At 35.3% G+C, this 13,170-nt stretch carries 12 protein-coding genes; 6 read left to right on the top strand and 6 right to left on the bottom strand.

Going from position 1 to position 13,170, the window contains the following annotated elements; all coding sequences use genetic code 11:
- Nucleotides 1-35 precede the first annotated feature (35 nt).
- The 4 genes from DLK05_RS14255 to ychF all read right to left on the bottom strand — a co-directional run bounded on the left by DLK05_RS14255 (nucleotide 36) and on the right by ychF (nucleotide 3,978).
- Nucleotides 36-1,661: an alkaline phosphatase family protein gene (locus DLK05_RS14255; protein ID WP_127344685.1), complete on the bottom strand. Its 1,626-nt coding sequence runs from the start codon at nucleotides 1,659-1,661 to the stop codon at nucleotides 36-38.
- Between the two features lie 285 nt (nucleotides 1,662-1,946).
- On the bottom strand, nucleotides 1,947-2,297 hold the full coding sequence (locus DLK05_RS14250) for a DUF190 domain-containing protein (RefSeq protein WP_127344684.1): 351 nt from the start codon (nucleotides 2,295-2,297) through the stop codon (nucleotides 1,947-1,949).
- A gap of 11 nt (nucleotides 2,298-2,308) precedes the next feature.
- Entirely contained in the window at nucleotides 2,309-2,686 is a 378-nt protein-coding gene (gene crcB / locus DLK05_RS14245) for a fluoride efflux transporter CrcB (protein WP_127344683.1), read from the bottom strand.
- Nucleotides 2,687-2,877: 191 nt separating this feature from the next.
- Nucleotides 2,878-3,978, bottom strand: a complete 1,101-nt coding sequence (gene ychF / locus DLK05_RS14240) for a redox-regulated ATPase YchF (protein ID WP_127344682.1) — start codon at nucleotides 3,976-3,978, stop codon at nucleotides 2,878-2,880.
- Between the two features lie 232 nt (nucleotides 3,979-4,210).
- Between ychF and DLK05_RS14235 the strand changes: the two genes are divergently transcribed.
- On the top strand, nucleotides 4,211-5,257 hold the full coding sequence (locus DLK05_RS14235; RefSeq protein WP_127344681.1) for a transglutaminase domain-containing protein: 1,047 nt from the start codon (nucleotides 4,211-4,213) through the stop codon (nucleotides 5,255-5,257).
- 2 nt (nucleotides 5,258-5,259) lie between these two features.
- On the opposite strand, the gene DLK05_RS14230 is transcribed toward DLK05_RS14235, so the two are convergent.
- Nucleotides 5,260-5,994, bottom strand: coding sequence for a DUF4412 domain-containing protein (locus tag DLK05_RS14230; RefSeq protein ID WP_127344680.1), 735 nt, complete (start codon nucleotides 5,992-5,994; stop codon nucleotides 5,260-5,262).
- 192 nt (nucleotides 5,995-6,186) lie between these two features.
- Between DLK05_RS14230 and DLK05_RS14225 the strand changes: the two genes are divergently transcribed.
- The 5 genes from DLK05_RS14225 to DLK05_RS14205 all read left to right on the top strand — a co-directional run bounded on the left by DLK05_RS14225 (nucleotide 6,187) and on the right by DLK05_RS14205 (nucleotide 11,798).
- Entirely contained in the window at nucleotides 6,187-7,563 is a 1,377-nt protein-coding gene (locus DLK05_RS14225; RefSeq protein ID WP_127344679.1) for a vWA domain-containing protein, read from the top strand.
- Nucleotides 7,564-7,720: 157 nt separating this feature from the next.
- Nucleotides 7,721-9,778: a transketolase family protein gene (locus tag DLK05_RS14220; RefSeq protein ID WP_235832010.1), complete on the top strand. Its 2,058-nt coding sequence runs from the start codon at nucleotides 7,721-7,723 to the stop codon at nucleotides 9,776-9,778.
- A 471-nt stretch (nucleotides 9,779-10,249) separates the two neighbouring features.
- On the top strand, nucleotides 10,250-10,807 hold the full coding sequence (locus DLK05_RS14215; RefSeq protein WP_127344678.1) for an RNA polymerase sigma factor: 558 nt from the start codon (nucleotides 10,250-10,252) through the stop codon (nucleotides 10,805-10,807).
- Nucleotides 10,808-10,906: 99 nt separating this feature from the next.
- Nucleotides 10,907-11,314 carry a hypothetical protein gene (locus DLK05_RS14210; protein ID WP_127344677.1) on the top strand — a complete coding sequence of 136 codons (408 nt, stop codon included), beginning with the start codon at nucleotides 10,907-10,909 and terminating at the stop codon, nucleotides 11,312-11,314.
- A 10-nt stretch (nucleotides 11,315-11,324) separates the two neighbouring features.
- Nucleotides 11,325-11,798 carry a hypothetical protein gene (locus tag DLK05_RS14205; RefSeq protein ID WP_127344676.1) on the top strand — a complete coding sequence of 158 codons (474 nt, stop codon included), beginning with the start codon at nucleotides 11,325-11,327 and terminating at the stop codon, nucleotides 11,796-11,798.
- Between the two features lie 454 nt (nucleotides 11,799-12,252).
- Here the strand turns inward: DLK05_RS14205 and DLK05_RS14200 are convergent, their stop codons facing one another.
- On the bottom strand, nucleotides 12,253-12,564 hold the full coding sequence (locus DLK05_RS14200) for a hypothetical protein (protein ID WP_148114109.1): 312 nt from the start codon (nucleotides 12,562-12,564) through the stop codon (nucleotides 12,253-12,255).
- Between the last annotated feature and the right edge of the window lie 606 nt (nucleotides 12,565-13,170).

Below are 13,170 nucleotides of genomic sequence, written 5' to 3'. Positions count from 1 at the left end.
CATTCATCAATATTCCCTCAACTTTCACCCTACTCTTATCTCACCAAATCTTCAATAGGATTTCCATCACATCCCGCAGGAGTTGAAATATTTAAAAAGTTGGAAATACTTGGCACAATGTCCTCTACAAATATCTTTTTTGTGATGGTGGAATGTTTGATTTTCCAACCATACCAAAACAAAGGAACCTGATTGGTATAACTGTATTGGGCAATCAAATCGTTTTCATCTTTCACCTTATGTCTCCATCCTGGCTGCAAAGTGATTAATACATCCCCCGATCTTTTCTGGTTAAAAGAGCGCTGAATCTTTTTCAAAATTCCATGACTATAATTGGAGTTCACCAAACTAGATGAAGGCACAGTATTCGCCACACCAGCAAACTGAATCAGGAATTCCGATGCCTTCACCTGCATCTCCGGTATATTTAATTTTGAATCTTCAATCAATTGATGATTTAAATACACTTGCTGCAAATCGTATCCCAGAATCCAATCTCCTTGTCCATATAAAATATTCAAATAAGACTTTAACAAGGCAATAGCATTGTACATACTAAAGTAACCAAACGGCACATTTTGAGCAGCTAAATCTTCAGGTGTGTAATTGGAGGACTGATCGGCAGTAAGAAATATCAAAACATTCTCCAAGCCTATTTGCTCATCTAAAAAATTTAAAAAATGCTCTATTTCCTGATCTAGGCGAATAAAATTATCCACCATTTCGGGTGAAAAAGGCGATAGTTCCCTCTGCCTAAAATCCAAACATGAAAAATTGAGGGTCAACAAATCGGTATCATCATCTTTACCCAGATTCTCGTTGATAATAGCTGAAATCGCAAAATCCTTCGCAAGCATATTCCCAAATGGTGTTCCCTTTATTGCTTTATAGGATAACTTTTTCTTTTCCTTATTTAAATCGTAATAAAAGGAAGTATTTAAGCCAACCTTACCCAATATTTTATCCGAGATGCCAGGCTTATTCTCCCCATCATATGGAGTCCAAATGCGATTCAAATAAAAATCTGCAAATTTCTTCTCATTAAACTCCCGAACCCAATTGTATAAGGTATCCTGATAATAGGAAGAAGAAATAAACTTTCCCGAAAGATCGTCCATCCAGTAAACACCATCAGCAGCATGGCCAGCCGAAAACATAGCCGACTCACAATTTAAACTTACACCTATTACTCTCGATTGAGGATTAAAAAGTTTCATTTCATCTCCTAAGGTGGTTGCCAGTAATTTTCGCGGAGAGACTCCTACTTCGGTAGAATCTACACCGAGTAAGCTTTCCTTTTCATCCGTTTTTGCAAAACTCTTGGTTCCTAATATCCTATTGTACCAGGCATCAGAAATAATACCATGATAAGCAGGAGGTGTACCTGTAAAAATACTAGCATGATCGGTTCCTGTTTGCGAATAGAGATAGCTAAACCGGGTATTCTGACAATAAGCTCCTTTTTTCATTAATCTTTTAAATCCACCATCACCTAACAAATTAGAATAGCGGAAAAAATAATCAGAACGCAAATGATCTACTACAATTCCAACTATCAATTTTGGTTTTTCTGAGGGAATTTTTCGTCTATTTTGTCCAAATGAGATGGTTGTGGTGAATATTAATATTATCAGAAACAAAAATCCAATTCTTTTAATCATGTTTGTTGTGCGTTCTAAGGTTATAAATCTCAACAAATATAATAGAAACAGATCAATATAATCCCACGAAGCATTCTATATAAGAGTAGGCAATTTTCCATTTATCAATCCTATTTCACAGCATATTTCCTAAAAAAACTAGTAGTATGACAATGTTGGACTGAAGAGTGATCATTCCACTTTTAGGAGTCATCATTCCGTGCGGAATGGTCATTCCTAAAATAGATTTTTATTTTCCCCAAGATACCTGTATGGATTGTTCTGAAGAGAGAAGAAAGAAGACTTTTATTTATTTTGAGGTTGGTATCGAATCACGTCCACCTGTTCCATGGTAATCATACCACCGCCACCGGCTTTTTCAATCAGTAATTCGAGAATATGAAGAAAGCCTTCCACCTTTTCCGAAGTATCAACAAATTCAATAATGATAGGCAGATCGTCGGAAAGTGTAAATATTTTGGAAGAATGTACTCTGGAATTTGCCCCGTAAGACATAATGCCCCGATGAACTGTCGCCCCTGCCATTCCATATTTTTTAGCACCAAAAACTATGGCTTCATACAATGGACGCTGATAAACTCTGGCAGCTTCTCCAACAAATACCCGTAATAATTTAGACCTTCCTATTAGCTTCATTTTTTTAAGGATTAAAACAGCTTGTAAACTTGTGTTCCCAGGTAAACAGACAGCAGTCCTAGAAATACGCTGCCTCCCAGATATAAAGAAAGGTACAAAAATCCACTGTCTTTTAAAAGATTGAGCTGATCGAAGGCAAAAGAGGAGAACGTTGTAAATCCTCCACAAAAACCAACTGCTAAAAACATCCTCATTTCCGGGTTAATTAAATTCTCTCTTTCGGCAAGAGAATAAACAACCCCTATAATAAAGCTACCAATTACATTTACAGTCATTGTTCCAATAGGAAACATAGTATTAAAGATCCGTTGCATTCCTTGTCCTACCAGAAAACGCAATACACTCCCTAAAAATCCCCCTGTACCAATTACTAATAAAGTCCGAAACATGATCTGCAAATTTTAATTAATAGAACAAATACCTACTACTCTTTCCAAGGATTTGTCTATAAATCATTTATCTAACAATTAATTTTAACGCGACAAAGATAAGAAAGCTCTTCTCAAATTCAGTCATTTAAGTAATCAAAAAAAATGACCATTCTAATGAAATGGTCATTGGTTTATTTTTATAAAAAGCATTATACGTTAAAGCGGAAATGCATGATATCACCATCCTGAACGACATATTCTTTTCCTTCAACATTCATTTTGCCAGCTTCCTTACAAGCTTGTTCTGATCCAAGGCTCACGTAGTCGGAATATTTAATTACTTCCGCACGAATAAATCCCTTTTCAAAATCGGTATGAATAACGCCTGCCGCCTGAGGTGCTTTCGATCCTTTTGGATAGGTCCATGCACGAACTTCCTTCACTCCTGCAGTAAAGTAGGTTTCCAGATTTAACAGATGGTAAGCCGTCTTTATTAATTTATTTACTCCTGGTTCTTTTAAACCCAGATCTTCTAAAAACATTTGCTTCTCCTCGTAAGTCTCCAGCTCGGCAATGTCAGCTTCGATCGCTGCCCCAATCAAAATAATTTCTGCATTCTCGTCTTTTATTGCCTCTTTTACTGCATCTACAAATTTATTTCCGATTTTAACAGCAGCCTCATCAACATTACAAACATATAAAATAGGCTTTGTAGTAAGTAGATATAGATCTTTCGCTACTTTTTGCTCCGCTTCGCTTAACTCAACAGTTCTGGCCGAATTACCTTGTTCTAAAACCTCCTTGTAACGATGAAGCACAGCAACCAATCTTTTAGCATCTGCATCTTTACCAGTTTGAGCCATCTTCTCGGTACGTTGTAATCTAGCCTCAACGGTCTCTAAATCCTTCAATTGTAATTCGATGTCAATAGTTTCCTTATCCCTTACCGGATCAATATTTCCATCAACATGAGTGATATTATCATTTTCGAAACAACGCAATACGTGAATAATTGCATCTGTTTCGCGGATATTTGAAAGAAATTTATTTCCTAAACCTTCTCCTTTGCTTGCTCCTTTCACCAAACCTGCGATATCTACAATTTCAACAGTTGCAGGCTGTATTCTTTCCGGATGAACCAGGTCTGATAATTTTATCAAACGTTCATCAGGAACAGTTATCACCCCCACATTTGGTTCTATGGTACAAAAAGGAAAGTTAGCCGATTGAGCTTTCGCATTCGACAAACAATTAAATAAGGTGGATTTTCCAACATTTGGTAATCCTACAATTCCACACTGTAACGCCATCGCAATTCTATATTATATGATATGCTAATATTCGATTTTAAAAAATCTGTGCAAAAGTACATTTTAATTTTAGATGTGCCAATTTTAATCTTTCTTCTCCTAAATATTTGTTAAAGTGTTAAAATCAAGCAGCAACAGTCCATTCATTCCTTATCTTATTACTAGATTTAATCCGATGGTTTACTGGCGATATTCCTACTGAATCAATTTCCTATCCAAAAGAGGAATCAACATGTTGAAAAAATTAATATTTCTATGCTTACTAGTAGCTTTTTGTCTTCTTAATTGGGAGGCTTCTGCACAGCATGCCGAAAATTTTCGCAGAATTAATTTTCGTGCAGAAAACGCACCTGATTCTGTCTCGAATCATTTGATTTCCCTTCATCAATATTTGGTTCGAAATACGAAAAATGATACCGAGAAAATCAGAGCTTTTTATATATGGATAATTCATCATATCACCTATGAAGATCGATCAGAACTGATATTCAATCCTCATATACTCTTTTATATGGGTACACAAAATTGCAGTTCCCCTGTATGCGTTCTATCTGTTAAAAAAGCAGTTTGTGAAGGCTATTCCAACCTTTTTCAATCCTTATGCCAATTATCCGGATTCGAATCCTACACGATTGGTGGATATGTCAAACAAAACAATATCCTCTACGATAGGGCAACTCACGCATGGAATGTGGTAAAAGTTAATGGGAAATGGTGTTTTTTTGATCCAACATGGGCAAGTGCAGCTATTCAACAAAAACACAAGAACACAGATGCGATAAATCAATTATTTATGGTTTCTCCTGAGAAATTTATCGAGGATCATTTGCCATTAATCCCCTTGTGGCAATTTATGGAAAGACCGGTTCCCTACTCTGTTTTTAATGCAGGAAAAGAAAGTATTGATGAATTTTTGGGGCAAACGACTTCCCGAGGATTTTATCATTTCACAGATAGTTTAAGGGTGTTTAATCGTCTGGCAGCTGCCCAGCAACACCTAAAAACAGGAGAGCAAATTGCCAAAACCAATCCATCCAATAAATTCAATCGGGCGATTGAATACTATCGATTTGCACATATGACCTTAAATTACCAGAAAACCAGAGCAAACAAATCAATTGATACACTTTTGGAGGCAAAGAAATATATTCAGAAATCTATTCTGATATTTCAAAAGCAAAGTGATGTAGCTTCTCAATTAATGAAAATTAAAGCCAATGAAGATCTTCAAAAGATTCAAGACTGTATCCTTTCCTCCTCTGAAAAGAGCAACAATTAGTATTAATTCATTGCTTGATCAAAACTCACTTCGCGATAGGTATTCGGAACAACAAAAATTGAATCGTCCAGATTTTTTTTAATCAAATTAAGCACTTCACTTTCTGTCGTGCTTCCCTCTCCATAAGTGCGAATCTTCATTGGAAATCCATTTTCCACCGCATCCATAAACAAATCTAAATGTTCGTGCATAGGGGATTCGGAATGCTGTAATAATTCATCCATGAAATCATTGTACAAATTCAAATCAAGATTATAACGAATGTAGTTCTTCAAATTCTCTGCAATCCAAACATCCTCCACCACTTTCTTGTTTTTTATTAATTCATATTTACGGGAAACGTAGCCTGCAATAGAAATAAAATCGGGAGTTATCTTTATACTACAAATTTCCTCTTGTGATGGTTTACTCTCCTTGGTTTTTTCATCGGAATTATTAAACCTACTCCTGTATTTCGCCAGGTTTTGATCAAAATCATTTAAACTCCCCTCCCAATATATCTTATGATTGCGATCTAATAATGCCATTTGCTCTTTTTTAAAAACAATTGTTTTGCTCTCACTAACTACCTTTAGCTTATTATCCTTCAAATAAAATACGTTTCGAATCTCTTCTCCATTTTTATGAATCCTAATTTTCACAACAAGATCATTTTGAAATGGGTTGAGAATCCAGATTCCCAGCAAACCAAGAATTATCAGAAATAAATAAGCAATTACTCTATTGTCTTTTTTCATTAAACGAAGCGTGAATCTATATTTTTTTTATCAAAAATAAGAATATAACTTAATATTGAAAAAAATACTATTTTCATTTCATTTTTTCATAATTAACAAACTATGTCAACGAAACAGCAATAATTATATCAAGCATTTTATTTCTTTAATTCTATCCGTAACTTTACGATTTATTCATTCAAACCTCAAGCATTGAAACCATATCTTAAATTATTCGCTACCATCCTTCTATGCATTTTAATTTCCGATTCTATTTTTGCACAAAATTCTAAGCTTGGTAAGGAGAAAACACACATTCTTTTTATTTTCGATGCTTCGCAAAGTATGAACGGGTATTGGCAGAAATCAAAAAAAATTGATATTGCCCGTAAATTTCTAATCCAGATGATCGACAGTTTGGAAAAAGAAAATAATGTAGATATGGCTTTAAGAGTTTATGGACATCAAAGCGTTGTGCCCCCACAGGATTGCAACGACACCAAACTAGAAGTTCCTTTTCAGATAAATAATGCTGGCAAAATCAGACAAACCCTTCGTTTTTTAATTCCGAAAGGAACTACTCCTATTGCTCATTCGTTAGAAATGGCAGCGAACGACTTTCCTGCATACAATCCAACTAGCAGAAATATCATTATACTGATTACCGATGGCGTTGAAGCTTGTGATGGGGATCCTTGCAAAGTATCACTAGAATTACAAAAAGCCGGAGTTATTCTAAAACCATTTATTATTGGGATTGGCTTGGATGTAAACTTTAAACAGAGCTTTGAATGTATTGGCAACTATCTGGAAGTAGATAAGGAGGAGAAATTCGGAGGTACTTTGGAATATGTAATTTCACAAGTTCTAAACAAAACTTCCGCGCAAATCAACCTTATTGATGCAAATGGTTCTCCTACCGAAACGGATGTTCCCATGACATTTTATAATGCTATATCAGGAAAAGTGCGTTATCAGTTTATACATACTATGAATGTAAAGGGAAATCCGGATACGCTTTATTTGGATCCATTATTGACATACAACTTAACGGTTCACACAAAACCGGAAATTCATAAAAACAACATTAAGATTGAAACAGGAAAACACAATACATTCGGTATAGATGCTGCCCAGGGAATGCTGCAAATAGTATCGGAACGCACTACACTATACAAAAATCTTAATATCCTGATTAAAAAAAACAGGGAAATCATTAATATCCAGATGCCTAACAATAAGGTTAAATATTTAACGGGGCAATATGATCTTGAAATTCTCACACTTCCCCGAATTACAATACCCAATGTTGAAATCAGTCAAAGCAAAACTACTGTGATACAAATTCCACAACCGGGTTTGGCTACCATTTTTAAACCAACCGTTGGTCCTTGTAGTATATTCGTTCAACGAAACAACAAACTGGTTTGGATCTATGATATTGATGAAAAAAAGCTTCGCCAGACACTCACCTTGCAACCAGGGACATATCATATTATCTTCCGAAACAAAAATGCTTATCTCTCGCAGAGTTCACGTAAAAAAAGTTTTATCATTACTTCCGGTAAATCTATTCCCATTCACCTGTAAACTAATTGATTTATAAGATTATATTATTTACAAATTCGTAAAGTTTTTGCTCTATTTAAAGCATTTTGAATGATGCCAATATTCAAATTTATATATCTTTGCATGCATTAATAAAACCATACCAAGTTTTATATCATCTAAAATCTCATTTTTCAAAATGGATCTAAAAGAAATGAAAAACCAAGTGGATCTAACCGTGACAGACAAGGCTGCGAATAATATTCGTATTCTTGCAGCTTCGATGGTTGAAAAGGCTAAATCAGGACACCCGGGAGGTGCAATGGGCGGTGCTGATTTTATCAATGTACTGTATTCTGAATTCTTAAATTTTGACCCTTCTGACATGAACTGGATTAATCGTGATCGATTTTTCCTTGACCCAGGTCACATGTCGCCAATGCTTTATTCTATTCTTTCCCTTACCGGAAATTATACTATGGAGGAGCTGGCCAATTTCAGACAATGGGGTAGCCCAACTCCAGGTCATCCGGAAGTGGATCCTGCCCGTGGTGTTGAAAACACATCCGGACCATTAGGACAAGGACATACCATGGCTGTAGGTGCTGCAATTACAGAGCGCTTTTTGGCTGCTCGTTTTGGCGAGTGGATGTCTCATAAAATATACACTTTCATTTCTGATGGTGGAATTCAAGAAGAAATTGCGCAAGGAGCAGGAAGAATTGCAGGAAATTTAGGTTTGAGTAATCTAATCATGTTCTATGATTCCAATAACATTCAACTTTCTACTAAAGTAGAGGAAGTCACCATAGAGAATACAGCTAAAAAATATGAAGCCTGGGGATGGAATGTTATCTCAATTGATGGTAATAGTTCTTCTGAGATTCGTGTAGCTCTTATTGCTGCAAACAATGAAACAGAACGTCCTACTTTAATTATTGGAAAAACCCTAATGGGTAAAGGTGCTGTTGATGCAAATGGAGTAAGTTTTGAAAATAAAGTTTCTACCCATGGTCAACCTCTGGGAGCCGCCGGTGCTTCTTTGGCTAAAACCATAGAAAATTTAGGAGGTAATTCCGAAAATCCATTTCAGATTTTTCCTGAAGTACAAGAATACTTTAAAGAAGTACTTCAAAAGAAACAAGAATATGCTAATGCCAAAAAAGCAGAACAAGCTGAGTGGGCAAAAGCAAATCCTGAACTAGCTGCTAAATTGGAGAAATTCTTTAGCAACGAAGCTCCGGATATCGATTATGCAGCTATTGCTCAAAAATCCGGATCTGCTACTCGTGCAGCTTCATCTGCTGTTTTAGCTGAACTTGCTCAAAAAGTGGACAACATGATTGTTTCATCTGCCGACTTGAGTAATTCTGATAAAACCGATGGATTTCTAAAAAATACAAAGGCAATTGTAAAAGGTGATTTCTCCGGAGCATTTCTTCAGGCTGGAGTTGCTGAACTTACCATGGCTGCCATTTGTAATGGTATCGCTTTACACGGTGGAGTGACTGCTGCTTGTGGTACTTTCTTTGTTTTTTCTGATTACATGAAGCCTGCTGTACGTTTATCAGCACTAATGCAAGTTCCTGTAAAATATATTTGGACTCATGATGCTTTTCGTGTAGGAGAAGATGGCCCTACACATCAGCCAATAGAACAGGAAGCACAAATTCGTTTGTTGGAGCAATTGAAAAATCATTCGGGACAGATGAGTTTATTAGCACTTCGTCCTGCTGATGTTCATGAAGGTACTGTGGCATGGAAAATGGCTATGGAGAACACAAAAACTCCTACAGCTCTGATTCTTTCCCGTCAAAATATCAAAGATCTTCCTTCCAATGGAAACCGTTACGAGGAAGCTTTGCAAGCACAAAAAGGTGCTTATATTGTACAAAAACCAGAATCTACTCCTGATGTAATTCTATTGGCAAGTGGATCTGAGGTAGCTACCTTAGTTGCAGGCGCTGAAATTTTACGTTCCAAGAGTGACTTAAAGATTCAAATCGTATCTGTTCCTTCTGAAGGATTATTCCGAACTCAATCTGCGGAATATCAAGCAGAAGTGATTCCTGCAGGAATTCCTGTTCTTGGATTAACAGCAGGCTTACCTGTTACGCTTCAAGGCTTGGTTGGAGCTAATGGAAAATCGGTTGGTTTAGATCATTTTGGATACTCAGCTCCAGCGGGAGTTCTTGATGAAAAATTTGGTTATACTGCAGAAAACGTAGTCAAAGAAGTGGAAGCATTACTTCGATAAGTTTTCTAATCATACAAATAGGAATCCGGAGTCTGTTTGATTCCGGATTTTTTATTTAGACACCAATATTGTCCTAATTAAATTGGCGCTTCGCCCAAACCCGACTTCATTTTTTGGCTTAATCCAAAAAACAGAAGCAAAAAAAATCAAGGCTTCTTATTAAATACCTTTCTTATTTGCCTCAAGCTTAAGTGCGGCCGGGTGATTTTCGAACAAAGTTCTCAACTTCCCGGTCTTACTAAAGCTTTCGTAAAACGAAAAATATTTAATAAAGATGCCACTGCTTAAAAATAATCCCTTTATTGTGTTTTTAGGTATAATCATCTTGTTTGCAATTAAATATACAAATAAACAGAAACGTTTAGGACGATATTGTTTCTACATTAAACCTTCTGACCAAAAATCAGTCTTAGTAAGCGAATTCATAAATTAGAAATGGCTATTTTTAAGCTTAATAATTAAAAGCAATTGATGAATAATCTATCCGACGAAGAAATATTACAACTTTTTCAGGACAAAAAGATGCAGTCTAAGGCTTTCGCTATGTTGGTTCAAAAATATCAGGAAAGACTGTATTGGCAAATCCGGAAAATTGTTCTCTCGCATGAAGATACTGATGATATTTTGCAGAATACTTTTGTGAAGGTTTGGAAAGGCTTACAAAATTTTCGATACGATTCTCAACTATTCACCTGGATGTTTCGAATTGCGACCAACGAATCCTTAACTTTCCTAAAGGAAAAACAAAAAAAACACCTGGGATATTCCAATGGAGAAGTGGAAGAGATGTTGCTCGCCAATTTAGAATCAGACGAATATTTTGATGGAGATAAAGCGCAATTGGAACTCCAGAAGGCAATATTAAAATTACCGGAAAAACAACGATTGGTTTTTAATATGAAGTATTTTGATGATCTGAAATATACCGAAATGTCCGAAATACTCGATACATCGGTTGGGGCACTAAAAGCTTCCTATCATCATGCAACAAAAAAGATTGAAACACTGTTAAAACTGAATGAAGTTTAAACCAATTGGAGAATTGACAGTCTAAACTCAAAGAGAGTAGCGACAAAATGAATTTTATGAAGTACAGTTCCGTAAAAAATGAAGGCAAATTAATTAGATATGAAAGATCTCTCGAATAAGAAAAAAGAATCTCCTTTTAAAGTGCCGGAAGATTATTTTGAAAATCTGGCTGATCTGGTGCAAGAAAGAATTAAGACAGAAAAAACATCGAAGGAAAAGAAGATTATTCCGATGCTGAAGCCTTACCTTTGGATGGCAGCAAGTATCTTTGGGCTTGTTTTTATTGCTAAAATAATATTAACAAATGCTGTTCCTTCTGAATTTAGGAATCCGAAAATATCACAAACGGAAGTTTCTGTTAAGGATACTCCAAATGTAGTTTCGAATGCCGATTCTGCAAATTCAATTTGGATTAAGGATGCATTATCCGATACTTCCTCCGATGAAATTATCGAGTATTTATCGGATTACGATATTGATTCAGAAACACTATTAGCTAATTTATAAGTATCAAAAAATGAAATCTATCCTATTAATATTATCATTTATTCTCGTATTTAGCACTTTAGGATTTCCCCAGGAACATAAACAGGGAGATTCACATGGCCAGATGAGGGAAAAAATAGAATCCCAAAAAATTTCGTTCATCACCGAACAGTTATCCTTAACGCCTAAGGAAGCTCAAATATTTTGGCCTGTTTACAACGAATTAGAACAGAAAAAAAGAGAACTAAGAAATAAAAACAGAACCTTATTTAGAACACTACGCGATAAACAGGATAATTTAACGGATAAGGAATTAACTAAGCTCAGCGACCAATTAATAGAATTAAGGCTGGAGGATGTGAATCTGGATAAAACCTATCACGAAAAATTTAAAAAGATTCTTCCTCCCAAAAAGATATTAGAACTCTATCATTCCGAAAAGCAATTTCAATCGATGTTGCTCCGAAGGATAAAAGAAAGAGGTCGCTATCAACATGGCAGATAATAAAAAGACACAAAAAACAGGCTGTATCAAATAAAAGGATACAGCCTTTTTTTCTCTGGGATAAACCCCAGAATTATTCCTATACCAATATTGTCCTAATTAAATTGGCGCTTCGCCCAAACCCGACTTCATTTTTTGGCTTAATCCAAAAAACAGAAGCAAAAAAAATCAAGGCTGCTTTTTAAATACCTTTCTTATTTGCCTCAAGCTTAAGTGCGGCCGGCTGATTTTCGAACAAAGTTCTCAACTTCCCGGTCTTACTATAGTTTTCGTAAAACGAAGGCTATTTAAAAAAGATGCCACTGCTCAAAAATAATCTCTTTATTGTATTTTTAGCTATAAACGTCTTGTTTGCAATAAAATATACAAATAAACAGAAACGTTTAGGACGATATTGTTACTATACCTATTCTAATTTCCTTCTCTGGGATAAATCCTCTGCGAATTGCCTGTGTTATTCTCTTGCGAAAAGCTTTATTACTTCTTTGAGGGTTTTGTTTTCGGCTTTTAAGGCTTCTTTTTCAGTATCGACAAAGGAAGCTTTGTCATTTTTAATCCCCATTTCGTCGGCAAGAATCTCAAAGAGATTAAGGTTAAGGATCTTGCTTATTTGCCAAAGTCTATCAACCTGAATGGTAGATTGCCTTAAAAGATGGTAAATGCTAGTATTACTGATGTACAAGCTTCGTGCTAAATCGGGTGGACGAAGACCTTGTCGCTTCATTTCTTCCATAATTAGCTTGTTTACGGGACTGTGTTTTGCCATTGTGCTGAGTATATTGGTTTTACTAGTAGCAATTTAATGGTAATATTGCAAAAAACAAAACTATTTTTTAGATGCTTAGCTATAATTTTTAGCTTGTTAACTCTAAATTTTAGGTACTTAACTATTATTTTTAGCTAATGAACTACATATTTTAGGTTTTAAGATGCAATATTTAGCAAGCCAACTATATTTTTTAGCTATTTAGATATGATTTTTAGCTTTTTTACTATATTTTTTAGCTCTTTAGACTAAAAATACTGCTTCAATCACTAATTATACTAGTATCCTGATTATTTATTTGTATTAATTACCTGATTATACTTGAGTAGTTACTAATTATTAGCGTTAGTGTTCAATTAAAATTCAAACTAAATAAGGAATGATTGATAAATTTTAATGCAATATCATCCTATTAAATTGGCGTTATTCAAGCTGCCGAAAAATAAGTCCTCTATTTGTTGTAATCAGCAACTTTAAAGTGTCAAATTTTCGCAACAGGAAAGTACCAGTTAGGAACTAAAAAAAAATCCTTCATTTTTAGGGTGATCAAAACCAATAAAAATGAAGGAAAATAACTACCTAAAAAAGGCACTTATGTGGTACAAA

It is taken from the genome of Ancylomarina longa, from assembly GCF_003996985.1.
GTDB classification, from domain to species: Bacteria; Bacteroidota; Bacteroidia; order Bacteroidales; family Marinifilaceae; genus Ancylomarina_A; species Ancylomarina_A longa.
The sequence above is the reverse complement of the archived record's forward strand: the minus strand, read 5'-3'. Positions and strand labels throughout refer to the sequence as shown.

Excerpts from the sequence above, each read along its gene's own strand:
- DLK05_RS14250 (WP_127344684.1), bottom strand. The coding sequence starts at position 2,297 with ATGAAGCTAATAGGAAGGTCTAAATTATTACGGGTATTTGTTGGAGAA.
- DLK05_RS14255 (WP_127344685.1), bottom strand. The coding sequence starts at position 1,661 with ATGATTAAAAGAATTGGATTTTTGTTTCTGATAATATTAATATTCACC.
- DLK05_RS14200 (WP_148114109.1), bottom strand. The coding sequence starts at position 12,564 with ATGGCAAAACACAGTCCCGTAAACAAGCTAATTATGGAAGAAATGAAG.
- DLK05_RS14220 (WP_235832010.1), top strand. The coding sequence starts at position 7,721 with ATGGATCTAAAAGAAATGAAAAACCAAGTGGATCTAACCGTGACAGAC.
- DLK05_RS14230 (WP_127344680.1), bottom strand. The coding sequence starts at position 5,994 with ATGAAAAAAGACAATAGAGTAATTGCTTATTTATTTCTGATAATTCTT.
- DLK05_RS14215 (WP_127344678.1), top strand. The coding sequence starts at position 10,250 with ATGAATAATCTATCCGACGAAGAAATATTACAACTTTTTCAGGACAAA.
- DLK05_RS14205 (WP_127344676.1), top strand. The coding sequence starts at position 11,325 with ATGAAATCTATCCTATTAATATTATCATTTATTCTCGTATTTAGCACT.
- crcB (WP_127344683.1), bottom strand. The coding sequence starts at position 2,686 with ATGTTTCGGACTTTATTAGTAATTGGTACAGGGGGATTTTTAGGGAGT.
- DLK05_RS14235 (WP_127344681.1), top strand. The coding sequence starts at position 4,211 with ATGTTGAAAAAATTAATATTTCTATGCTTACTAGTAGCTTTTTGTCTT.
- DLK05_RS14210 (WP_127344677.1), top strand. The coding sequence starts at position 10,907 with ATGAAAGATCTCTCGAATAAGAAAAAAGAATCTCCTTTTAAAGTGCCG.
- ychF (WP_127344682.1), bottom strand. The coding sequence starts at position 3,978 with ATGGCGTTACAGTGTGGAATTGTAGGATTACCAAATGTTGGAAAATCC.